At 58.3% G+C, this 21,783-nt stretch carries 18 protein-coding genes and 1 pseudogene; 5 read left to right on the forward strand and 14 right to left on the reverse strand.

The window, feature by feature from the left end; genetic code table 11:
* On the reverse strand, positions 1–1,135 hold a 1,135-nt coding region (locus Q4D85_RS01305), incomplete at its 3' end, for a DUF6531 domain-containing protein (protein ID WP_368502228.1).
* A gap of 281 nt (positions 1,136–1,416) precedes the next feature.
* Positions 1,417–2,463, reverse strand: a complete 1,047-nt coding sequence (locus Q4D85_RS01310) for a hypothetical protein (RefSeq protein ID WP_303197699.1) — start codon at positions 2,461–2,463, stop codon at positions 1,417–1,419.
* Positions 2,464–2,636: 173 nt separating this feature from the next.
* Here Q4D85_RS01310 and Q4D85_RS01315 point away from each other — a divergent pair, with 173 nt between their 5' ends.
* Positions 2,637–3,122 (forward strand): DUF2004 domain-containing protein, encoded by a 486-nt coding sequence (locus Q4D85_RS01315; RefSeq protein ID WP_303197701.1) that lies wholly within the window; start codon positions 2,637–2,639, stop codon positions 3,120–3,122.
* On the opposite strand, the gene rlmB is transcribed toward Q4D85_RS01315, so the two are convergent.
* From rlmB to Q4D85_RS01355, 8 genes and pseudogenes are all read right to left on the reverse strand, one after another.
* Positions 3,119–4,066 carry a 23S rRNA (guanosine(2251)-2'-O)-methyltransferase RlmB gene (gene rlmB / locus Q4D85_RS01320; protein ID WP_303197702.1) on the reverse strand — a complete coding sequence of 316 codons (948 nt, stop codon included), beginning with the start codon at positions 4,064–4,066 and terminating at the stop codon, positions 3,119–3,121. The genes Q4D85_RS01315 and rlmB overlap by 4 nt on opposite strands.
* A gap of 23 nt (positions 4,067–4,089) precedes the next feature.
* A complete protein-coding gene (cysS, locus tag Q4D85_RS01325) occupies positions 4,090–5,484 on the reverse strand; it encodes a cysteine--tRNA ligase (RefSeq protein ID WP_303197703.1) in 1,395 nt (464 codons plus the stop codon).
* A gap of 168 nt (positions 5,485–5,652) precedes the next feature.
* Positions 5,653–7,748 (reverse strand): annotated as a pseudogene (gene nagE / locus Q4D85_RS01330) (N-acetylglucosamine-specific PTS transporter subunit IIBC).
* A gap of 3 nt (positions 7,749–7,751) precedes the next feature.
* On the reverse strand, positions 7,752–8,669 hold the full coding sequence (locus tag Q4D85_RS01335) for a PRD domain-containing protein (protein WP_303197704.1): 918 nt from the start codon (positions 8,667–8,669) through the stop codon (positions 7,752–7,754).
* A 601-nt stretch (positions 8,670–9,270) separates the two neighbouring features.
* Positions 9,271–9,765 (reverse strand): 2-C-methyl-D-erythritol 2,4-cyclodiphosphate synthase, encoded by a 495-nt coding sequence (gene ispF / locus Q4D85_RS01340; RefSeq protein ID WP_303197705.1) that lies wholly within the window; start codon positions 9,763–9,765, stop codon positions 9,271–9,273.
* Positions 9,758–10,534, reverse strand: a complete 777-nt coding sequence (ispD, locus tag Q4D85_RS01345) for a 2-C-methyl-D-erythritol 4-phosphate cytidylyltransferase (protein ID WP_303197706.1) — start codon at positions 10,532–10,534, stop codon at positions 9,758–9,760. The genes ispF and ispD overlap by 8 nt, the downstream gene beginning before the upstream one ends.
* A 3-nt stretch (positions 10,535–10,537) precedes the next feature.
* Positions 10,538–11,125 (reverse strand): CarD family transcriptional regulator, encoded by a 588-nt coding sequence (locus tag Q4D85_RS01350; RefSeq protein ID WP_303197707.1) that lies wholly within the window; start codon positions 11,123–11,125, stop codon positions 10,538–10,540.
* Between the two features lie 105 nt (positions 11,126–11,230).
* Positions 11,231–11,989, reverse strand: coding sequence for a hypothetical protein (locus Q4D85_RS01355; protein ID WP_303197708.1), 759 nt, complete (start codon positions 11,987–11,989; stop codon positions 11,231–11,233).
* A 215-nt stretch (positions 11,990–12,204) separates the two neighbouring features.
* Between Q4D85_RS01355 and Q4D85_RS01360 the strand changes: the two genes are divergently transcribed.
* Positions 12,205–12,780, forward strand: coding sequence for a hypothetical protein (locus Q4D85_RS01360; protein ID WP_303197709.1), 576 nt, complete (start codon positions 12,205–12,207; stop codon positions 12,778–12,780).
* Between the two features lie 50 nt (positions 12,781–12,830).
* Here Q4D85_RS01360 and Q4D85_RS01365 read toward each other — a convergent pair whose 3' ends face one another.
* The gene (locus Q4D85_RS01365; RefSeq protein ID WP_303197710.1) at positions 12,831–13,205 is read right to left on the reverse strand and encodes a hypothetical protein; all 375 of its coding nucleotides are present in this window, start codon (positions 13,203–13,205) and stop codon (positions 12,831–12,833) included.
* Between the two features lie 243 nt (positions 13,206–13,448).
* On the opposite strand from Q4D85_RS01365, the gene radA reads away from it, so the two are divergent.
* Positions 13,449–14,846: a DNA repair protein RadA gene (radA, locus tag Q4D85_RS01370; RefSeq protein WP_303197711.1), complete on the forward strand. Its 1,398-nt coding sequence runs from the start codon at positions 13,449–13,451 to the stop codon at positions 14,844–14,846.
* On the opposite strand, the gene Q4D85_RS01375 is transcribed toward radA, so the two are convergent.
* Together Q4D85_RS01375 and Q4D85_RS01380 are read right to left on the reverse strand one after the other, a co-directional pair.
* Positions 14,833–15,645: a hypothetical protein gene (locus tag Q4D85_RS01375; protein WP_303197712.1), complete on the reverse strand. Its 813-nt coding sequence runs from the start codon at positions 15,643–15,645 to the stop codon at positions 14,833–14,835. The two genes, radA and Q4D85_RS01375, sit on opposite strands and share 14 nt — an antisense overlap.
* A 69-nt stretch (positions 15,646–15,714) precedes the next feature.
* A complete protein-coding gene (locus Q4D85_RS01380; RefSeq protein WP_303197713.1) occupies positions 15,715–16,332 on the reverse strand; it encodes a carbonic anhydrase in 618 nt (205 codons plus the stop codon).
* 62 nt (positions 16,333–16,394) lie between these two features.
* On the opposite strand from Q4D85_RS01380, the gene Q4D85_RS01385 reads away from it, so the two are divergent.
* Both Q4D85_RS01385 and Q4D85_RS01390 read left to right on the forward strand, forming a co-directional pair.
* Entirely contained in the window at positions 16,395–17,270 is an 876-nt protein-coding gene (locus Q4D85_RS01385) for an A/G-specific adenine glycosylase (protein WP_303197714.1), read from the forward strand.
* Positions 17,271–17,306: 36 nt separating this feature from the next.
* Positions 17,307–18,692, forward strand: coding sequence for a lipase family protein (locus Q4D85_RS01390; protein WP_303197715.1), 1,386 nt, complete (start codon positions 17,307–17,309; stop codon positions 18,690–18,692).
* Between the two features lie 355 nt (positions 18,693–19,047).
* Here the strand turns inward: Q4D85_RS01390 and Q4D85_RS01395 are convergent, their stop codons facing one another.
* Complete coding sequence (locus Q4D85_RS01395; RefSeq protein WP_303197717.1) at positions 19,048–21,672, reverse strand: ATP-dependent Clp protease ATP-binding subunit; 2,625 nt, start codon at positions 21,670–21,672, stop codon at positions 19,048–19,050.
* Positions 21,673–21,783: the final 111 nt, after the last annotated feature.

Here is a 21,783-nt window from a genome sequence, read left to right on the forward strand (position 1 = left end):
CCACCTCATGCGACGAAAACGCATGCCGATCCACCACCAACGGCAACACACCAGAAACAACCACATCCGCATCATGACTTGTCATCGCACCAGTAGCCATATCAACCGGATCGATCGCCTCTAACAACCGATGCACACCACGCTTCACAGCATCCCCAGTCGCCGATGCTGCTTTCAATCCAACAGCACCAACCTTCTTCCCCACCGCAGCAGCCTTACCAGCCAACTGACTCCCCTTACCGGCAAGCTTCGACGCCGTCGATCCCAGCTTGCCCAACTTCGCTAACTTCGCAATCCCCCCGATCGGACCAGCAGTCGCCAAATCAAACGCAAACTGCCCCCAACTACCATTCCCCGTCGCAGCTAACAACCCCTGCAACCCCAAACCCAACCCTAAGGCCAACGCCCCGAACGCCTGCAACCCCGGAATAAACAGCAAAATAGTCCCGATAAACTGCAACGCATCAGAAATAATGCTTAACCAACCAGCATTCTTATCCATGAAGTCATCAAGCTTCTGCCACAACTCCTGCAGGAAATTCGGATTCTCCTCAAACCGCTTCCGCGCCTGCGCCGCAATCTTTTGCACCTGCACATCCACCCCAGCACCCAACACCTCCTTAATCGCCCGAGCCGACGCCAAATCCTGCTCCCACTTCACCCACGCCGCCTCATGCGCCAACCGCGCCTGCTCCATCGCCGCATACGCAGCAGGCGCCCCCGGCGTCCCCGCCGCCGCAGCAGCCGCAGCCTCCGCAGCATTCAACTGCATCGCCGTCGAATTCACCACCCCATGATCCACCCGCGCATTCCCCCGCAACACCCGCATCTGCGCCTTCTGCCCCTCAAGCAACCGCGCATACTGAGCAATCGCATCCCCCACCCCCACATGAGACCGACCCGCCACATCCAAATGCGACGGAAACTCCCCATTGACCAACTCCCGAAACCGATCCCCCTCCGAACCCACAAAACCCCCATCCGACACACCCCGCAACAACGACGCCGTCTCCAACGCCTGCTCCCCAAACCGACGCCACTTCGCCCCCGCCAACACCAACGCCGACACACTACCGCCCAGGCGAAAATCCGAAACCACAAACCCCTCAAACGGCGGCAACATCACAGCAGGCACAACAACCCCCACAAACATCAATCAACAAAATACATTGATGTAATTTAATACCAAACCCCCACCACAACCACCCAAATAGCCCAAAAATATACCAAAGAACCAAAACCCCGAAAAACCCTTGACAAAACCAGCTACATACAATAAAGAATTGTTGAACTTGAATGTGGAATTCCGGCAAGCACTGGCTAAATTGGCGACATTATCTACGGGCTTTGATGGCGCACTAGCCGCAACCGTTTAACACAATGTGAGTACCAACGATTGCGGCTTTGCCTTTGATTTTAGGTGTCCTGTGCGATGACTATGCCGATGCTGCATTCCAGGCAGACTTGAACATAGAGATCCATTGTTCCGCAGCCTGGAGATATGTCGCTCGCCGGGATCTGCGCAAGGTTGCGCATAAGTTGCGCACAATCAGGGCATTGGACGTAATCGCTTTCCTGCCACCAGATCGGGTGCCCGCCGATCATGGCATGATACGGCGGTGGGCCGTAGTTCAGCCACGGGTTAGCCACACCGAATTGGATGAGGTAATCATCAATGTGGAGGACGGGCAGTTCTTTTTCGCCCTGGCTGGGCGTGTATTTTTGTGCATTAGCGATCGTGTATGTGCCATCGGGGCTAAACCGCACCCACATCCATTTCTCATCGTCGGGGTCAGTAAAATGCAACCACGGCACACAGAATGTACAGACTGGTATATGAATGATGCCCGAGATTCCAAAGCGGGCGAACGCCGGGTCCGCACCATTAAAATGGATTGCGGTGACCAGTTGGTTCCCGCAGGTTGGGCAAGCAAATGGCTCGCCGCCGCCAGCATAGGTGGTGGCATCGGCGGTGGTTTCCGCCCGTCGTAATGGCACTGAGTCCGGGAAATATAATGGCCGGAACTGCCCGTCTTTCAGGTGCCAATCCGCAGCTATGGTTTCCGATTCGGCGTCGCCGGGCGCCATCGCGATGCAGCCCTCATCGTCCCATCGTGCGAATGTGTCAACTACCGCAGGATCACCGTCGGCTCCTATAAATGCCAGGTTCTTGACATGCGAACCCGGCCACTTGTTATTAGGATCGGTCTCGCTGCCGTCCACGTATCCAATGAGGCGATCCCGCAGTTCAGCGGGGGCATCTTTATAAAAGAACTCCGGGATATACCCATCTGTTTTGTTCAGCGCTGCCGCTGTTGAAATTCCGGTGCTGGCAGCGATTGTCAATGCAAAGGATGATTCCGATTCGCTGGCTGCTGGGTTGGTGACTGTGTCGTCGAAAAGCTGCTGCGCCTCCTGCATCGCTAACGCGCCTATACGTTCAAACCTCTCATGAGAATTCATTATGACACCTTCCCGAGAAACCGTTACTAACTGTTTTTATTACCTCATCGCACGGCGATTGCTGCGGGCAGGAAAATAATTATACGAAAATTTGTTCTAATGATGTTCAGTGGTGTCAGGGTGGTTTTTTATGGTTGGTTTGTTGTTATTTTTCTTCACTAAAGGATGTCACCATGACTGTTGTAACTTTGCCCTTGTTCGGTGCCGTGGTCGCCGGAAACGAATACGACACCAGCGTGGATTTCGGTGGCCGCCCCGTCGAAGCATCGCTCATGCTCAGCGAGGTGGCGGAGGTGGAGGCCGGATCTGAGCTGGATGTTTTCTGCACCCAGTTTTTCGGCAACTGGCGTGAAGTTATCGAAACCGCGCAGCAGGCGGTGGCCGAGTCCCCAACCACCGCCGAATACCTCAAGCATCATGTAGACGAGCTGGATACGGATGCGTTAACAGCCATTCTTGGCCCGGACACCCCAGTAACCGAGGCTGCGCTCGCCGAAAAACTTCACCCGGTAACGATCTGGAGCTGCCCGATCGACGACGAAGACGAAGAGGTTTATGGCTCAGTGGACTTCACCATCGACGCGGAATACTCGCAGATCAAACTGGCCGTGAACTTTGACAAAACCGCCAATGTTATCGGGGTGGAAATGGAAAGCTAGCTGGTTTTCGCCCGACGTTGCCGTGCAAATTCGCTGAGCACCACACCGGCGGCGACTGAAGCGTTTAAGGATTCCACCCAGTCGGTGGTCGGAATCGACATGATGGTGTCGCAGTTTTCTTTCACCAATCGGGAGATCCCCTTGCCTTCCGAACCCACGACGATGACCACCGGCCCGGTGCCATCGTAGGTGTCGATGATGGCATCGCCACCGGCATCCAAGCCAACCACCTGGTAGCCGTTTTGCTGGAATTCCTTGATCGCGCGGGTGATATTGGTTGCCTTGGCTACCGGCAACCGCGCTGCGGTACCAGCGGAGGTTCGCCACGCGACGGCGGTCACCGAAGCGCTGCGACGCTCCGGAATCACGACGCCGTGCCCACCGAAGGCCGCGACCGATCGAATAACAGCACCTAAGTTGCGGGGGTCGGTGATGTTGTCCAGCACGACCACCATGCCGTCCTCACCAGAATCTTTGACGTTGGAAATCAGGTCGAAGATATCGGTGTAGGTAAACGGCGGAATTTGCAGGCCAATGCCCTGGTGCAAACCGTTGCCGGTCATGCGATCCATCTCGTGGCGCGGAATCTCGATCAATGGGATCGATCGGGAATGCGCAATCTGCACTGCCTCGGATAACCGGTTGTCGTTGCGGGTACCCTCCACGATGTACATCGCGGTGGCTGGTACCCGCGCCTGCAGGCACTCCACCACGGGGTTGCGCCCAACCACTAGTTCATTAGCGTCCGCCTTGTCGTGGCGCCCCTGTTCGCGGCGTTGCCGCTCCATCTTGCGCTTATGGGCGGCGTGATATACCCGATCTTCTGCTTTCGGGGTAGGGCCTTTTCCTTTGAGTCCCCGTCGCCGCACACCACCGGAGCCTTTGGTTGCGCCTTTTTTATTGGTCTTGCGTAGCCCGGGGCGATTCGTACTGTTTCCAGCCATTTTGTATTTAATCCTTTAGAGTTTTAGTTTTGAAGCGACCACTCGGGGCCGTCTGGGGTATCGGTCACGGCAATTCCGGCGGCGTTCAACCGATCCCGGACTTCGTCGGCAAGCGCCCAATCCTTGGCCGCGCGAGCATCAGTGCGGCGCTGCAATTCTGCCTGCACTAACACGTCCAATGCGGCATGGGCTGCATCGGTATCAGCGGTTGCGGTTTCCGCCCAGGTGTCGGATTGCGGATCAATGCCAAGCACCCCTGCCATGGCACGTACCGAACCGGCGATGCGCTGGGCTTCCGCCTCGTCTTGTGCTGCGAGAGCCGAATTGCCTGCGCGGACTGCAGTGTGGATCTCCGCCAGGGCGCGCGGCACCGCAAAATCGTCGTCCATTGCCTCGGCAAAACCAGGCGTCCACTCCCCGATTTCCACCGGCCCGACCCGATCAAGAAACGCCTCAATGCGGCGGTACCCTTGGGCAGCTTCTTGCAAAGCCTCCGGCGAATACTCCAACATGCTGCGGTAATGCGCCGATCCTAAGTAGTAGCGCAGTTCCACTGGCCGAACCAGTTTCAAAATCTCCGGCACGGATAGCACGTTGCCTAGCGACTTGCTCATCTTTTCGCCCGCCATGGTCACCCAGTGGTTATGCATCCAATAGGTGGCAAAACCGTCACCTGCGGCGTGCGATTGGGCGATTTCGTTCTCGTGGTGCGGGAATTGCAGGTCAAGACCGCCGCCGTGAATATCAAACTCACCGCCTAGGTACCAGGTAGCCATGGCGGAGCATTCCAAGTGCCAACCGGGGCGTCCGGCACCCCACGGGGTTGGCCAGCTAGGTTCACCAGGTTTCGCGGCTTTCCACAGGGCGAAGTCGAGGGCGTTACGTTTACCGGTGTTGTCGGTTTCGCCTTGTTCCATTTCCTCTATCCGATTGCCGGAAAGGGAACCGTAGTCGGAACCTGCTGCGGCCACCCAGGCGGCCACGTCGAAATAGACGGAGCCGTCGGCCGGGTAGGCGAAACCGGCGTCGATAAGCCGCTGCATGTAGTCAATCATCTGGGTGACGTGCCCGGTTGCGCGCGGTTCCACCGACGGTGGCAGCACGCCCAGCTGGTCGTAGGCTTTGCTGAAAGCCCGCTCGTAGGTGCTCACCCATTCCCACCAGGGGCGATTGTGTTCAGCGGCTTTGGTTAAGATTTTGTCGTCGATGTCGGTGACATTGCGCACGAACGCCACATCGTAGCCGTTGGCTAAAAACCAGCGCCGCACGATGTCGAAGGCCACCCCGGAGCGAACATGCCCGATATGGGGATGTGTTTGGGGTGTGGCACCGCACAGATACATCGACACATGCCCCTCACGAAGTGGGGTGAAGTCTCGCAATGTTCGGGTAGCTGTGTCAAAAATCCGTAACGACATGCAGAACAGTCTAGTTCATCGCTAGCAGTTTCACCGCCTTCACCCAAGCGCTATGGAGCAACGACGATGCCGCCGACTAAGGCAGAAGGCGCAATCTTAGAATTTAAGAGTTGTGTCAAAGCCTTAACCGGCGGCATACATGCCTGACGGCTGATACAGGTTATGTGATTAGTGCATGGTCACCTGTGCCACCGCTTCACCCTCGGTCGCAGTGGCGGCTGATACCGCAACGCCTGCTACCTTTTTCTTATTGGTGCACACCACAGGTGTCACCAATCGCTTTCCGGCGGAGCGCACGGCAAAAGCATCGACCTGGACGAGAAGTTGCCCAGCTTCGACGGTTTCACCGGCGGAGACGAATTTCTTGAAGCCGATTCCGCCCAATTCCACCGTATCCAACCCGATGTGGACCAGAACTTCCAAGCCTTCTGGTGTGGCAATGGCACAGGCGTGCATGGTGGGGAAAATGGTCACCACCTTCCCGGCCACTGGGGAATGCACATCAAGGGTGGGAATGGACTCGTGTGGGATCACCGCGAAACCGTCGCCAAGCATCCCGGCGGCGAAAACCTCATCCGGGACTTCCGTAATCGGAATCACCGCTCCGGAAAACGGCGCTTTGAGGGATACCTCCGCCGGTGTTTTCTTGGTTTTCTTCGCGAAGCCGAACATTACAGGGCCTTCTCTCCTTCGAGTGCCACTGCGCTGCCAGCTAATTGGCGGGCGACCTCGTCGTAGACGAACTGCACCTTAGGGCCGATAACCACCTGCACTGCGGTCTGCGACGGGCGGATCACCCCGGCCACGCCTGCTTTCTTGATGGCTTTTTCCGACACCGTTGAGTGATCCTTAATGGTTACCCGCAACCGGGTGGCGCAGTAGTCGAGGTTGGCGATATTCTCCGCGCCGCCTAACCCGGCAATGATCTGGGTTGCGGCCTCGGCGACGTCCGAGTCGGATTCCATGAGGTTATCCGATACTTCTTCCTCTTCCGGTTCCCGGCCTGGAGTGCGCAGGTTCAACACGCCGATCAGCGCGTAAAACACCCCGAAGTACAAGGCGAAGAACACCACGCCCATGACCAGCAGCATCCACCACTGGTTGGCCAGCGGATTTCCCGAGGACAAGGAGAGGTCAATCGCACCGCCGGAGAAACCGAAACCGGCAGTCCACCCCATGTGTGCGGCAATCGCTACCGAGATGCCCATAAAAACGGCGTGGATCAAATACAGCAGCGGAGCGACGAACATGAAGGAAAACTCCAGCGGTTCGGTAACGCCGGTGGCGAATGCGGCCAAGGCGCCGGCCATCATCAACGAGCCGACCACTTTCTTGCGTTCTGGGGTAGCGCGCAGGTACATGGCCAAGGCAGCACCCGGCAGACCAAACATCATGACTGGGAAGAAACCTGCCTGGTAGCGGCCAACCACACCCACGACTTCGCAGGCGGAACCGGTCCAGGTTCCAGGGCACGATGCGGCATCGGTTGCGGCTGCGGCGGCTGCGATCGTCTCGCCACCCTTGAGGAATTTACCGATGTCATTAATACCAATCACATCGAACCAGAAAATCGAGTTCAAGGCGTGGTGCAACCCGGTTGGAATGAGCAGGCGGTTGAAGAAACCATACAGGCCAGCACCAAGCGCACCCATTCCTTGGATAGTTTCACCGAAGTTGAACAGGGCAGAGTAGACGAACGGCCACACGATGTAGAGCACGCCAGCAAGAATGATAGAGAAGAACGACACCAGGATCGGAACCAGGCGACGGCCCGCGAAAAACGCCAGGAAATCGGGCAGTTTTGTGGTGTGGAACCGGTTGTATGTCCACGCTGCGAGAATACCCACCAAGATGCCGAAGAGCACGTTACCGTTGCCGACAACCTTCCAGCCCTCCGAGGCCCATTGAATCGCGTCAGCTCCCTCAAGTGCTTCCAAGTCGATGCCCCGGTAGCCGGCTACCGTCTCAGCTTTCAGCAGATTGGTGACCGTGAGGAAACCAATGAGGCCGGACAATGCGGCGGCACCGTTTTTATCCCGCGAAAGCCCATAGGCCAGGGCGATGGCGAAGATCAGCCCCAGGTTATCCAGCACCGCCGAGCCGGATTTAATCAATACAGCTGCGGGGATGGAATTAGCTCCCCACCCGTCTGGGTCAATGCGATACCCGATGCCCAGCAGCAAAGCAGCCACTGGCATCACTGCGACAGCGCCCATGAGGGCTTTGGCAAACTGTTGCAAGTTTCCAAAGACCTTGTCTTTCATGGCCTAATCCTTTCGTTTGTCCGGGGTGCGCCCCATGCCGTCATGCACGCAGCCGTGGAGGAAAACCGCAAGATAGGCGGCTTCACCGGTGGCTTCAGGTGGCATGGTCTCGCACCCTAAAATGCGGCAGATGATCTGCCCAGAAATCTGAAATTCGTTATGAAGTTGTCCAGCTATCGCGGCCGCGGCTGCCATCGGCCGGAACCTGCCCGCCATCAGCCGGGATGTTAACCGTGCGATCGTGGATTCCAGGCCGTCGTTGTGCACCACATTTTCGCTTGTCGACGCCCCCACCGCCGCGCCAGTTCCACCAATCCCCAAACTGCTGCGCGCAAACCCCACCAATTCCGCCAGCTTGTTCGCCTGCGCCAGTGGCGCTTTCACGCTCACCCCAGTGCGCGCCGCGTTCAGGTGCAGCGCCACGAAACCGGCTTCTGCCTTAGGAAATTGCACATCTGAAATCGAATTATTGATGTACTGGATAACCACTTCCGCCGCGTGAAACTCCTCCGGAAAAACCGCCCGGATTTCCCCAGCAATCGCATTCGTGATGTGTTCACCGCGTCGCAGCCGCCCCACTGCAAACGACAAGTGCTCCACCAGCATGATGTACACGCTCGGATGCAGCGTACCTAAAATGTCAGCAGCCAAATCCACCGCATCGGAGCACTTCTCCACCAACTCCGGATCAAGGCTGCGCAGCGTCTCCAAAAATTGGGCTTGTTCCTTGCCTAGCTGCACGTATTTTTGATGATCGCGCGCTTCCTCCACTGGCTGGCCGACTTTTGCCCCAAAACCAATACCCCGCCCCACCAAAACCTGCTGAGTAGTGTCATCCAAACCGGCACTGCCCGTAACAACCACAGCATTATTACTCAACACTCGAACTATCCGAGGTTGGGGAACCTGGTTGCTACTCACTTCTATAACTACCTTCATGGTTAGACACACTGACAAAGCGAACCCAACAATACTGAAAAAGATGTGATCCGCTCCGCCGGTCATGCCCGAATGTAGTTTCAGTAACACCCAGCAGGAAGTATGACCTTATTATAAAGCTGTGAACTATTCCCACAACGAAACCATGAAAACTCACCCCCAATAAGCCACCCCCACCCCCTGCGCCAGGCGAAAAACCAGAACTCAACCACGCTATTGCGCCCGCATATTCACACACCTCCACAAATCTGAGCATTCCTTAAGACACAAATCGCAGTTCGCCACCCCGCACCCGTGTGCTGCGAAACCGCGCTGCGGGGCGTCGAAAAGCAACCCACACATGAGGATTCGCAGCACACACCGAAACCACAATCACGCCACCCAAAAATGAGTGCTGCGAACTTTAAATTACCCCACCCCACAACCACCCCGATTACACAGAAACGCAGCACACCGCCGCCCAGGCATTACCGCCACAAAACCGAGTGCTGCGAAACCTCAAAACACCCGCAAAAATAAACCCCAAATCACCCGGAAACGCAGCACACAGCTGCGGCGGGGAATGCGCTGGTTGGATTGGGTTTTAGTCGGATGGAGTGGCTGCCCAGACGACGGCGGTCGCCACTGCGGCGCGACCCTCGCCGCGCCCGGTAAAGCCGAGGTGGTCGGTTGTGGTGGCCGATAGCGAAACCGGGGCACCGAGGATTGCGCTCATTTTTTGTTCCGCTTCCACTCGGCGCGGGCCGAGCTTCGGGGTCTGCCCCACCATTTGGACCGCGCCGTTTCCGATGACAAAACCATTGCTTTCCAAAAGGGCGCGACATTCGGTCAGCAGCCGTTCACCGGAAACGTTGTCGTATTCTTTGCGGCCCACGCCGACGAAAGAGCCGAGGTCGCCGAGGCCGGCGGCGGATAGGAGGGCGTCGACAAGCGCGTGGGCGACCACATCGCCGTCGGAATGTCCTTCGCAGCCGGGGGTGTCGTCGAAAAGCAAGCAGGCGATCCAGCAGGGCTTGCCTTCCTCAATTTGGTGGGCGTCGGTGGCGATCCCGACCCGGGGAATAATGGGGTTATTCATGGGGCACCTCAAAAATGGTTGGTTCGGCGGCGTCTGTTATTGCTTTGGCCAGCGCGTAATCAATGGGGGTGGTGATTTTAAAGGCCATGGGGTCGCCCGCGACGCAGCGGACGGTGTGCCCGCACCATTCCATGAGACTTGCGTCGTCGGTGGCTTCAAAGCTTGGTGGATCCTGGGCAAAATAACGCTGATTGGCTTCCCGCAGCACCTTAAGGTCGAAGCCCTGGGGGGTTTGCACCGTCCGCAATTCGCTGCGGGCAGGGGTGGTGACCACGTGATCGTCGGCCACCTGTTTGATAGTGTCAGCTACCGGGAGCACCGGGATCACCGCAGGTTCGCCGGATAACACCGTGCGCGCCACCCGGGCAATCATTCCCGGCGGGGTGAGGGCGCGGGCCGCGTCGTGGATAAGTACCACTGCCGCAGTGTCCGTGATAGCTTGCAGCCCACACCACACGGAGTCGGCGCGTTCGCCACCGCCGAAGACCAACCGGATGGGGATGGTGGGGTCGAATTGCTGAGAGACACCTACGATGCGTTGGGCATAATCGTGCATTTCCGGGCTTATCAGAACGATGATTTCGTCGACGATTTCGCTGGTCATCATCGCTTGGATACTGCGTTCCAGCAGGGTTTTCCCCCGCAATGCAACATACGCCTTGGGAAGTTGCGCCCCCAGTCGGCTACCTTGCCCGGCGGCAGCGATGAGCGCAATAACGCGCCGTTTCCCAGAAGCAGGAAACTGGCGCGTTTCGGAAGCGGAACCCATGGTTTATTCGTCGTCGTCGTCGAAGTTGAGGTCGTCTAAATCGAGATCGTCGTCGATCAGTGGCTTCTTTTCCTCGGCATCGTCGATGCCCAGGGCGCGATGCCGCTCAATGGTTGCATCTACCTGGGCGAGCAGATCATCCGCCTTGGCTTCGTCTTTGATGGTTGCAAGCGCAAGCTCACCCACGAGGATCTGGCGGGCTTTTGCAAGCATCCGCTTTTCCCCGGGAGACAACCCCTTGCTTTCGTCGCGGCGCCACAGGTCACGCACTACTTCCGCAACCTTGTTTACGTCACCGGAAGCTAGGCGTTCCTGGTTGGCTTTGTAGCGGCGTGACCAGTTTCCGGCCTCTTCCACGCCGGTTTCCCGCAGGAAGCCAAAAACGTTTTGGAGCCCTTCGTCATCGACAACGTCGCGCACACCAACCAATTCGACGTTTTTGGCTGGTAGCCGCACAACGAGGTCTGATTGGTGGATTTGGAGAACCAGAAAATCCAAGGTCTCGCCCCCCATTTCGCGCTGTTCAATCGCCTGCACGACAGCGGCACCGTGGTGTGGGTAAACGACGGTATCCCCGACCTTGAATTCCATGTACATTCCTTTTGAATAAGAGTATAGAAAGTCAACGTGACATTTTAGCACTTACCGACACATTTCTTTAATGAATGGTGAATCCTGCCCAGTTTCATAGGAAGCTCATGAGGTTTGGCGCGCGCTTTGGGCGAAGTTCTGCCGCCGTTCCGGCACTGGGCGCTTCGTGCACCAATCACAGTTATCCGCACCGGTTGAGTGCCAGTGGCAGCAGGAATTACGGTAATAAAAGAGCTTTCCGCCTATGGTCTCAAACCACCCCAATCGTGACATGCCAGGCCAGTTGCGGAATAGTTCTTCCGCATCGTATTTCACGGCGTTCGGGTCGCGATCGGGGTAGTGGCGTACGATATTGCGCGCCACGGCGCCTATGGTGGCGGCACAGTTGCCGGTGAGATTTGCCGACCCCACCCCGGTTGCCTGACTAACCGCCGCCATCATCGGCGTGATGAGCGCGCAGGCCCCATTGACCACATCTTTCGCATCGGCCCGCACCAGGGTCGGTGGGTTTTCCGGGTCGACGAGAACCGCGGTTACTGCACCGTTTTTAACGATCAGCTGGGTGTGTTCCGGCGAAAACTGCAGGTAGGTTCCGTCAAGCAACCAGCAGCCAACGCTGATTCCGAGGAGCCGGTGCGCGGCGCGTTGAAATGCCAGGGAGCCTGCTTTATACAGGTGGCTGGGTTGGTATTGTTCGTGAAACTTTGCGGCAAGATCGGCGGCGGTTTCGGAATCATTGAGGCTTTCCAGCGCTACTACCTGCGTCGCATCGGGCGCTGCGGTGAGTATTGCGTATTGAAATGAGGTACGACGAATCCGCGCCGCAGCTTCATGCCATGGGTTTTTAGGTGCGGGGGTTGTCATCTCGTCGCTTCACTTTCAGGTTGTGCTTTTCGACGTCTCATACTACGGCGCGCGTCACAACACGCTCTTATCCCCCTTTTGTTTCCCCCCATTTGGCAGGGTAAAACTGTGTGGAAGAATGGCAAAAAGACTAGAGTGATAAAGGATAAATTACCCCTTGATGTTGCCGGGGTCGGCAAGTATCAGCGGGGGAGGAAAACGACGACTCACCCCCAATGGAGGACGAACACGTGAAGCCCCTGAAGATTTCCGCCCGCCGCGGCGCTTTGATCTGCGTTGCTGCTGCTTCTGGCTTATTCCTGGCATCTTGCTCCGCAGGCCAAATCACCCAGACTTCCGATCAGGTTGCCGCAGTGGATGGCGCTTCCGCCGATTCCGAAGATGGCACGGTTGTTGTGCGCGACGTGACCGTCCACGTGACCAAGGACGGCGAGGCTGGTGTCAAGTTCACCGCCATCAACCAGGATGTCACCAACACTACCCACGAACTGAAATCCATTTCCGTGGACGGCACCGAGGTTACCATCGACGGCGAAACCTCGATCAAGCCCCAGTGTTCCCTCGTTGCCGATATTGAATCGGAAATGGACATGCTGACCGAGCCAAAGAACGTGTGCGTGAGCCACGTGATTACGTCCCTGGAGAACCCAGGTTTCGCTCCGGCTGGCAACAAGGAAGTTACCTTCACCTTCGACAACGCCGAGATCACCACGATGGCTACCGTTTCGGAGCCAGTGTTGGTCTCCGGCAGCCAGGACCGGGAAACCGGCGCCGAGAAGCACAGCCACTAAAAACTTTAAAAGTTGGGGTTCCTACCGCCTATGGTGGGAGCCCCAACTTTTTATTGCGCTTTTCGACGCCCCTTCCGGCCAATCACACCATTTGCCGTAGCGACCCGCAGGGCTAGCACAATTCCGAGCACGATGATGGAAAGGGAAATGCTATGAACCATCCAGGCACCCCGGTCCAGCGTGCGCACCACGGCCCAACCGGTGGGCACCTCTAGCGGCTTCTCCCCCTCCCGAATGGGATTGATGGCGTGGGTTCGTTCGAAACCACTGAGCGTTTGAGTGCCGGTTTCGATGTGGGCAGGCGGAACCGTCGTGGGGTTTACTACTGCGTTCATCGGCTCAGCCACAGCGACGGTAGGTGTCGCCATCCCGCCAGTCGATATCAGCGCCGAACTAATAGCCGCTACCAATGCTAATCGCTTCACGAGTTCCTCCTTTCCTCTAAAAACTCGCCCCAAAATTAAGTAATTCTCATATAAACTGCAGGCAAACCAAGATGTCCATCTATCCATCCAGGCATTTAACTCAGTTCCATCAGACATTCCTTATAATATACTAATAAACACTATATTTCCAAGCTTAAATTAGTGCAACTAATTAATTAAAGCTCTACCTCGGTTCCCCGGCCTCTCCGGGCTCATGTCAGGGTGGTGTTCTAAGGTGTGTGCATGGCAAAAAAGGTCAAGAGCGTGCACCAGTGCACCGAATGTGGATATTCATCACCCAAGTGGTTAGGCAGGTGCCCAGAATGCGGCTCGTGGGGTTCGATGGAAGAACACCACCACGCCCCCACCGGCACCGCCACCCAAGCGGCAACCACCGGCGTATTAACCAAAGGGCTTACTCCGACCTCCCCTGCCCAACCGATCACCACCATCGTCGGCAGCAATGCTCAAACCATCTCCACCGGGATTAAAGAGCTAGACCGCGTGCTTGGTACGGGAATCGTTCCTGGATCGGTTGTGCTTTTAGCCGGTGAACCAGGCGTAGGTAAATCCACCTTATTGCTTGAAGTGGCAAGCCGGTGGGCTAAGCAACCCGCACTCACCGGAACCGGAAACCGGGTTGCGCTATATATAACCGCAGAGGAATCCGCCGGGCAGGTTCGACTTCGCGCGGAACGCACCGGGGCACTGCACGAGACGCTTTTCCTTTCCGCCGAATCGAATCTGGATGTGGTCTTTGGCCATGTCGACCAGCTGAAACCTAGCCTGCTTATCGTCGACTCGGTGCAAACCATGATCGCCGCCGGGGTGGAAGGGGTCGCAGGCGGGGTAGCCCAATCCCGCGCCGTAACCGCAGCGCTGACCACACTGGCTAAAACCACCGGCATTCCTGTGCTGTTGGTGGGTCATGTGACCAAAGACGGAAACGTCGCGGGTCCCCGCGTCCTGGAGCACTTGGTGGATGTGGTTTTAAACTTCGAGGGCGATCGGCATTCCAGCCTGCGGATGTTGCGGGGAATTAAAAACCGCTTCGGAGCCACCGATGAGGTCGGGTGTTTTGAGCAACAGGCCGACGGCATTAAGGAAGTAGCTGACCCGTCGGGGCTGTTTTTATCCCATCGCGGCAGCACCCCGGACGGCACGGCTGTGACCGTGGCCATGGATGGCGTGCGGCCGATCCTTGCCGAAGTCCAGTCTTTGGTGGTACCCACCGAGTCCAAAAACCCCAGGCGGGCTGTCACCGGCCTTGATGCCACCCGGGTGCCTATGGTGCTCGCGGTGCTATCCGCCCGGGCGGGACGCCGCACCCACAATTGTGAGGTGTACGTGGCCACCGTGGGCGGAATGAAAGTGGGTGAGCCTGCCACCGATCTGGCCATCGCCATGGCGACCGCCAGCGCCATGACAAAGAAACCCCTGCCACAGAAAACGATTGTGGTGGGGGAAGTGGGACTCGCCGGGGAAATCCGTCCGGTGCCCAACCTTCAGCGTCGATTAGCGGAGGCGCTTCGGTTGGGCTACACTCGGGCGATCGTCCCGCCGACCGAGGTGACAGTACCCGGAATGACCATTACCTCCGTGGCAACGATCACGGAGGCGTTAGCGGTTATTGCAAATTAAAGTCGAACGGGGCGGAGGCGTTATCACCGATGACAGTGTGCAGATAATAGGAACCAGGGGCAACGGGTTCCCGAACAGAACACCCGTCTGGGCTTGATGTGGTGCGAGACCACTGGGCCCGGAAGTAACGCTCCTGACCAGCCTTAAAGGTTTGGGTTCCCACCCCAGCTGGGTCATTGCAGTCAATATCGGACCAGATGCGTTGATTGGTTTCTAGCGAATACACCTCGAACCGCAATGTATTTTGGCTGATATCAATCTCGCAATCAGCGCCGGTGGGGTTGCGGACCTTCATGTAGAAGCTTGGCATCCCGTCCGGGGAATAATTCGGGTGATCCGCGCTGGCCTCCAGCTGCAAATCGGTGATCTCGCAGGTGGACTTGGCCGAAAGCTCGTCGGTAGGCTCCGGCGCACCTGATGGTGCCGAGGAAATCTCCACCGCTTTTTCTTCCGCGCTGGTGCTCGACGGGGCGCTGCTACTGCTTGTCGACGACTCCGCCACCGCAGAACTAGACGTCGCCGACGCTGCCGAGGTTGTCACCGAGGACGTAGCGGAGGTCGCGGTGGTGTCCGAATCCCGACCCACCAAGCTCAACACCGCAACCACGATGACCGCAACCACGATGATTGCGATGACCGCTGCGGCTCTACGACGCCGGTAGTAGATTTCCGGCAGCCTGCCATCAGCCGGCGGGGCGGCATCGTGGTTGTCCAACGGATAACCACGTCCGTGATACTGGCGACGCGGCGGACGGCTGCCGCCAGAAGGGGTTCCTGGGTTTCTATCTCGGCGATCCACACCTCAAAGCCTAAAACGTATGCGGCAGCAAACCCCGGAACACCCTCGGTGTGTTGGTGCAGCAAATTTCTAGATGCCTTCGGTCGACACCGTTTCCACCAGGCCATCCGCCAGCCGGTACCGAGCCGCAACCACGGCAGTTTTGCCGTTCTTCACCGCTTCGGCGATCACCGGGGAAATCTGCATAATCTTGGCCACCACCGCTTGGGCATGCGCTCGTTCGAAATCCGCCGCGGTGTGCCCGCCTTTGGTTTTCGACTCCAAAATCGACGGCGCAATCTGCTCCACTAAGGTGCGCTGATGCCCCACCGGCACATCCGCCCCCTCCAATACAACCTCAGCGGTAGCCCGCACCGCGCCGCAGGATTCGTGACCCAATACGACCATGACCTCCACCCCTAAACCAGCGACGGCAAATTCCAAGGAGGCCAACACCGCGGAATCCACCACTTCACCTGCGGTGCGAACCGTGAAGATGTCGCCCAACCCGACGTCGAAAAGCAATTCAACCGGAACCCGCGAATCCCCGCACGTTAGGACCGCAGCACGTGGGGACTGCCCCAGTTTCAATTCTTCGCGGCGAGACACGCTCTGGTTCGGGTGCAGCGGTGCGCCCTCAGCAAACCGACGGTTGCCATCCAGCAACCCCTCCCACACAAGTTTCGGATCACGCGGTAAATTCTTCATAACTCATATCTTTCCACCGGGTTAACTATTTAGTGCAATAAAGCGCTAGATTAATTGTTCTCATGCCCCAACTATCCCCCGCACTCATCGACTGGTTTAACGCCAACGCCCGCCCCATTATCTGGCGCGACAACCCCACCACGGCGTGGGGCATCTTGGTTTCAGAAGTAATGAGCCAACAAACCCCCGTTCGACGAGTAGAACCCAAGTGGCAGCAATGGCTTGACCGTTGGCCCACCCCGGCCGACCTGGCGGCCGCCCCCACCGACGAAGTGCTCAAAGCCTGGGACAATCTCGGCTACCCGCGCCGTGCCCTCCGGTTGAAGGAATGCGCGCAACAGATCGTCGAAAAGCATGACGGTGCCGTTCCCGAGACCGTCGACGAATTACTCGCCCTTCCCGGCATCGGCGACTACACCGCCCGCGCCGTTTGCGCATTCGCATTCAAACAACGCGTGCCCGTCATCGACGTCAATATCCGCCGGGTCATAAGCCGCGCCTACCACGGCACATTCTTGCCCCGCAGCACCGCCACCTCCAAAGCGGACCTCGCTTTCCTCGAAAACCTGCTACCGGCCGTCGACGCCGCCAGCTACTGCGCCGCGCTGATGGAACTTGGGGCGCTCGTGTGCACCCCTACCCCTGATTGTGACAATTGCCCTATTAACCCCGAATGTGCCTGGCAACAAGCGGGCTGCCCGCCGCCGAGTGACGAAGAACTCAGCCAGGCCAAACGCCGCGTCCAAAAATTCGTCGGCACCGACCGGCAAGTCCGCGGCATTATCATGGCTGAGCTGCGCGCGGCCACCGCACCGGTCCCCACAACCGCCATCGATATTCTCTGGCCGGAGCAGCACCAATTACACCGCGCGCTCTACTCATTGCTTGAAGACGGCCTGATCGAAGAGACCAATTCCGGATTTAAATTACCTTCCTAGACAAAACTTACGACACAGTAGGTATTATAAAAACCCATGACGTTTCGACGGACCTCAATACGCCTCAACCAGGTAGCTTTCCGCACCACGGCACTACTTACGGCACTCATGCTGCTCATTCAGCCGTCCGTCGCACACGCCGACCCACTCATCACCCTAAGCAACGGCATCAACTGGGCGGCAACCACCCCCACCGACTCCTGGGTCGAAACCCCACTTGACGACGCCTTCTACACCCCACCCGCCGACTTCCACACCAGCCACCCCAACCCCGGCGACGTCATTCGCACCCAACCCGCACCACACCTCCTTAACACTTTCGGACCCGACTTCCCCGGCTACGCCCAAAAAATCCTCTACACCTCCACCGACGAAAAAGGCAGCCCAGTCGCCGTATCCGGCTACATCATCGAACCCACCGTCCCGTGGTCCGGCCCCGGCCCCACCCCAACCATCGTTTTCGCCCCCGGCACCCGGGGCCAAGCCGACATCTGCGCCCCCTCCCGCGGCACCTGGCTCTTAAGCTCCGTCGCCCCCACCACCGGCGCATTCTCCATAAACTACGAACTGCCACTCCAATACTTCGCCGCCCAACAAGGCATCCGGGTAGTCATAACCGACTACATCGGGCTCGGCACCCCGGGGGTCCACACATACATCAACGCCATTGAGCAATCGCATGCCGTGCTCGACGCCGCCCGCGCCGCCATTAAAGCAATGGGGGTTCCCGCCGACACCCCCATCGGGTTCCACGGGTATTCCCAAGGCGGCGGGGCTGCCGCAGCAGCCGCCGAAAACGCCGCCAATTACGCGCCTGAACTCAACGTCAAAGGCACCTATGCTGGCGCCCCACCGGCCAATTTGGAAGAAGTATTCAACGCTGTCGACGGCTCCACCATCTCCGGTGTGCTGGGCATGTCGATCAATGGCTTCGCCGCCCGGGACGATGAAGTCCGCCATATTCTCGACCGTTATCTCTCCGACTACGGCCGCGAATTCCTCGCCACCGTCGCCACAAGCTGCGTTCCCGATTCCGCAGCACACTACGCTTTTGTCAGTTCAGAGAAATTCACCGTCGACGGCACCGACCTGGCCACCGTCGTGTCCAAAGAACCGGAACTGCAGGCGACCTTGAAGAAACACCGCATCGGACTCAAACGCCCCAACGCCCCCATCATGGTGGCAACCAGCATCGCCGACGACATCATCCCCACCGGGCAAGCCAAGCAGCTCGCGCAAGACTTCTGCGCATTGGGCAGCGCCGTGGAATTCCACGAAACTCACCTGCCCCGCGTCACACCGGATGTCGCCTCGGGACTCAACCACGCACTACAGCTCTTCGGCGACGCCCCCGCCTCGATCAGCTACCTGATCGACCGCTTCAACGACCGCCCCGCCCCCACCAACTGCGGCGCACTCTGACCCCACATCTTTCACGTACCCCCGGTGACGCCAGCTGTCGCTGTGTGCTGCGTTTCCGTGTTTCGGACCGCGTGTCGACGCCCCACAACGTGGTTTCGCAGCACACCTATTGCGATGCGGTTTCTACAGGTTCGCTGTGTGCTGCGTTTCCGTGTTTCGGACCGCGTGTCGACGCCCCACAACGTGGTTTCGCAGCACACCTATTGCGATGCGGTTTCTACAGGTTGGGTGTGTGCTGCGTTTCCGTGTGACTGGGCAGGTTTGAGGGTGCGTATATCCAAGGTTCGCAGCACACAGCCAGTAGGTACGGCAAAACCCGCCTCACGAAGATGTGGGGCGGGTTTAGCTGCGGGTTTTAGACCTCTGGGCTTGGTTCTGCCACTGGCTCGGGAGCTTGAGTGGACATTTCACCCACGAAATCCGGCAGTGGCTTCGGACGTGGAGTGAAGGTGAATTCGGCCTTGTCCGTGTCCTTAGATTCGCCATCCCAACCGGTCACGTCGACGGTAATGATTTCACCGGCACCGACCTCGCCGAACAGGATCTTCTCGGAAAGGGCATCCTCAATTTCGCGCTGGATGGTGCGGCGCAGCGGGCGGGCACCCAGAACGGGGTCGAAGCCGCGCTTAGCAAGCAAGTTCTTTGCTTTCGCAGTGAGTTCGATTCCCATGTCTTTGGCGGCGAGTGCCTTTTCGACGCGGCCGACGAGCAAGTCGACCATCTCCACGATCTGCTCTTGGGTGAGCTGGTGGAAGACCACAATGTCGTCGATACGGTTGAGGAACTCGGGGCGGAAGTGCTTCTTCAGCTCGTCGTGCACCTTGTTCTTCATGCGCTCGTATTGGCCAGCGGCGTCCTGTTCACCAACCGCACTGAACCCCATGCCCACGGCCTTGGAAATGTCCTGGGTACCGAGGTTGGAGGTAAAGATCAGCACGGTGTTCTTGAAGTCCACCAGTCGGCCTTGGCCGTCGGTGAGGCGGCCGTCTTCAAGCACCTGGAGCAGGGTGTTGTAGATTTCCTTGTGCGCCTTTTCGATTTCGTCGAAAAGCACAACGCTGAATGGCTTACGGCGCACCTTTTCGGTGAGCTGGCCGCCCTCTTCATAACCCACATAGCCGGGAGGGGCACCGAACAGGCGGGAGGCGGTGAAGCGATCATGGAACTCACCCATGTCGATCTGGATGAGGGCGTCGTCCTCGCCGAACAGGAAGTTAGCCAGCGCCTTGGACAGCTCGGTCTTACCCACACCGGAGGGGCCTGCGAAGATGAAGGAGCCGGATGGGCGGCGTGGGTCCTTCAGACCAGCGCGGGTGCGGCGGATTGCGCGGGAGACTGCCTTGACGGCGTCGTCCTGGCCGATGATCCGCTTGTGCAGCTCCTCTTCCATGTGCAGCAGGCGGGAGGATTCTTCCTCGGTCAGCTTGAATACTGGGATACCGGTCCAGTGGGCAAGCACCTCAGCAATTTGCTCCTCGCCGACCTCAGCGATGTCCTCTAATTCGCCAGAACGCCACTGCTTTTCTTTCTCCGCGCGCTCCTCGTTGAGCTTGCGTTCCTTGTCGCGCAGCCCGGCGGCCTTTTCGAAGTCCTGGGCGTCGATGGCGGCTTCCTTTTCGCGGCGCACCGCGGCGATCCGCTCGTCAACTTCGCGCAGGCCCTCCGGCGCGGTCATCCGCTTGATGCGCATACGGGCACCAGCTTCGTCGATGAGGTCAACGGCCTTGTCGGGCAGGAAGCGGTCGTTGATGTAGCGATCCGAGAGGTTCGCTGCCGCAGCCAGGGCACCATCGGTGATGGATACCCGGTGGTGGGCTTCATAACGATCCCGCAGACCTTTGAGGATGTCGATGGTCAGTTCCACCGAAGGCTCAGGAACATTCACCGGCTGGAACCGGCGCTCCAACGCCGCGTCCTTTTCAATGTGCTTGCGGTACTCGTCCAAGGTGGTGGCACCGATTGTCTGGAGCTCGCCGCGTGCCAGTTTTGGCTTAAGCAGGGAGGCTGCGTCGATGGCGCCCTCGGCGGCACCCGCGCCGACCAGGGTGTGGATCTCGTCGATAAACAGGATGATGTCGCCGCGCTGGTTGATTTCCTTCAGCACCTTCTTCAGGCGCTCCTCAAAATCACCACGGTAGCGGGAACCTGCCACCAGCGAGCCAAGGTCGAGGGAGTACACCTGCTTGTTTTTCAGGGTCTCCGGGACCTTGCCGTTAACGATGTCGAGGGCAAGGCCCTCAACAACTGCGGTTTTACCCACGCCGGGTTCGCCGATGAGAACTGGGTTGTTCTTGGTGCGGCGGGACAGAACCTGCATGATGCGTTCAATTTCCTGCTCCCGGCCTACAACCGGATCCAGCTTGCCTTCCTTAGCCGCCTGGGTGAGGTTACGGCCGAACTGGTCGAGCACCAGGGAATTGGAACGCTCGCCAGCGCCACCCCGGCCGCCCCGGCTACCAGCGCCAGCGCCTAAGCCGCCCGAGCTTGGGCTGGCTCCGGCACCCACCGCGTCGTTGCCTTCCGATTCGGGGCTGTCGCCGCCCTCATAGCCGCTGAGTAATTGGATAACCTGCTGGCGTACCCGAGGTAGATCGGCACCAAGCTTCACTAATACCTGGGCTGCCACGCCCTCACCCTCGCGAATGAGGCCAAGCAGCAGGAATTCGGTACCAATGTACTTGTGTCCCATCTGCAGCCCCTCGCGGAGCGACAGCTCCAGGACCTTCTTCGCGCGTGGCGTAAAGGGAATATGCCCAACGGGTGGTTCGGTTCCTTGGCCGATAATCTCCTCCACCTCTTGGCGCACCGCCTCCAGGGAGATCCCCATCGACTCCAACGCCTTCGCAGCGACACCTTCGCCCTCGTGGATGAGCCCCAACAAAATGTGTTCGGTGCCAATGTAATTGTGGTTCAGGCCGCGTGCCTCCTCCTGCGCCAGCACGATGACGCGGCGAGCACGGTCAGTAAAACGCTCGAACATATTCACTTCCTAACTTGAGATTCGCTAATGCTCACCACTTTAACCCGCAGAACAAACCTTCAGAACCCACACCGTGACCTATGGGCGTCGAAAAGCAGAAAAACCCCAGCT

Source organism: Corynebacterium sp., assembly GCF_030532965.1.
GTDB lineage: Bacteria > Actinomycetota > Actinomycetes > Mycobacteriales > Mycobacteriaceae > Corynebacterium.

What these genes read in the sequence shown, in the direction of transcription:
- Q4D85_RS01380 (WP_303197713.1), bottom strand. Translation starts at nt 16,332, where the DNA reads ATGAAGAATTTACCGCGTGATCCGAAACTTGTGTGGGAGGGGTTGCTG.
- Q4D85_RS01385 (WP_303197714.1), top strand. Translation starts at nt 16,395, where the DNA reads ATGCCCCAACTATCCCCCGCACTCATCGACTGGTTTAACGCCAACGCC.
- Q4D85_RS01350 (WP_303197707.1), bottom strand. Translation starts at nt 11,125, where the DNA reads ATGGAATTCAAGGTCGGGGATACCGTCGTTTACCCACACCACGGTGCC.
- radA (WP_303197711.1), top strand. Translation starts at nt 13,449, where the DNA reads ATGGCAAAAAAGGTCAAGAGCGTGCACCAGTGCACCGAATGTGGATAT.
- Q4D85_RS01310 (WP_303197699.1), bottom strand. Translation starts at nt 2,463, where the DNA reads ATGAATTCTCATGAGAGGTTTGAACGTATAGGCGCGTTAGCGATGCAG.
- Q4D85_RS01315 (WP_303197701.1), top strand. Translation starts at nt 2,637, where the DNA reads ATGACTGTTGTAACTTTGCCCTTGTTCGGTGCCGTGGTCGCCGGAAAC.
- cysS (WP_303197703.1), bottom strand. Translation starts at nt 5,484, where the DNA reads ATGTCGTTACGGATTTTTGACACAGCTACCCGAACATTGCGAGACTTC.
- Q4D85_RS01360 (WP_303197709.1), top strand. Translation starts at nt 12,205, where the DNA reads ATGGAGGACGAACACGTGAAGCCCCTGAAGATTTCCGCCCGCCGCGGC.
- Q4D85_RS01355 (WP_303197708.1), bottom strand. Translation starts at nt 11,989, where the DNA reads ATGACAACCCCCGCACCTAAAAACCCATGGCATGAAGCTGCGGCGCGG.
- rlmB (WP_303197702.1), bottom strand. Translation starts at nt 4,066, where the DNA reads ATGGCTGGAAACAGTACGAATCGCCCCGGGCTACGCAAGACCAATAAA.
- ispF (WP_303197705.1), bottom strand. Translation starts at nt 9,765, where the DNA reads ATGAATAACCCCATTATTCCCCGGGTCGGGATCGCCACCGACGCCCAC.
- Q4D85_RS01390 (WP_303197715.1), top strand. Translation starts at nt 17,307, where the DNA reads ATGACGTTTCGACGGACCTCAATACGCCTCAACCAGGTAGCTTTCCGC.
- Q4D85_RS01395 (WP_303197717.1), bottom strand. Translation starts at nt 21,672, where the DNA reads ATGTTCGAGCGTTTTACTGACCGTGCTCGCCGCGTCATCGTGCTGGCG.
- ispD (WP_303197706.1), bottom strand. Translation starts at nt 10,534, where the DNA reads ATGGGTTCCGCTTCCGAAACGCGCCAGTTTCCTGCTTCTGGGAAACGG.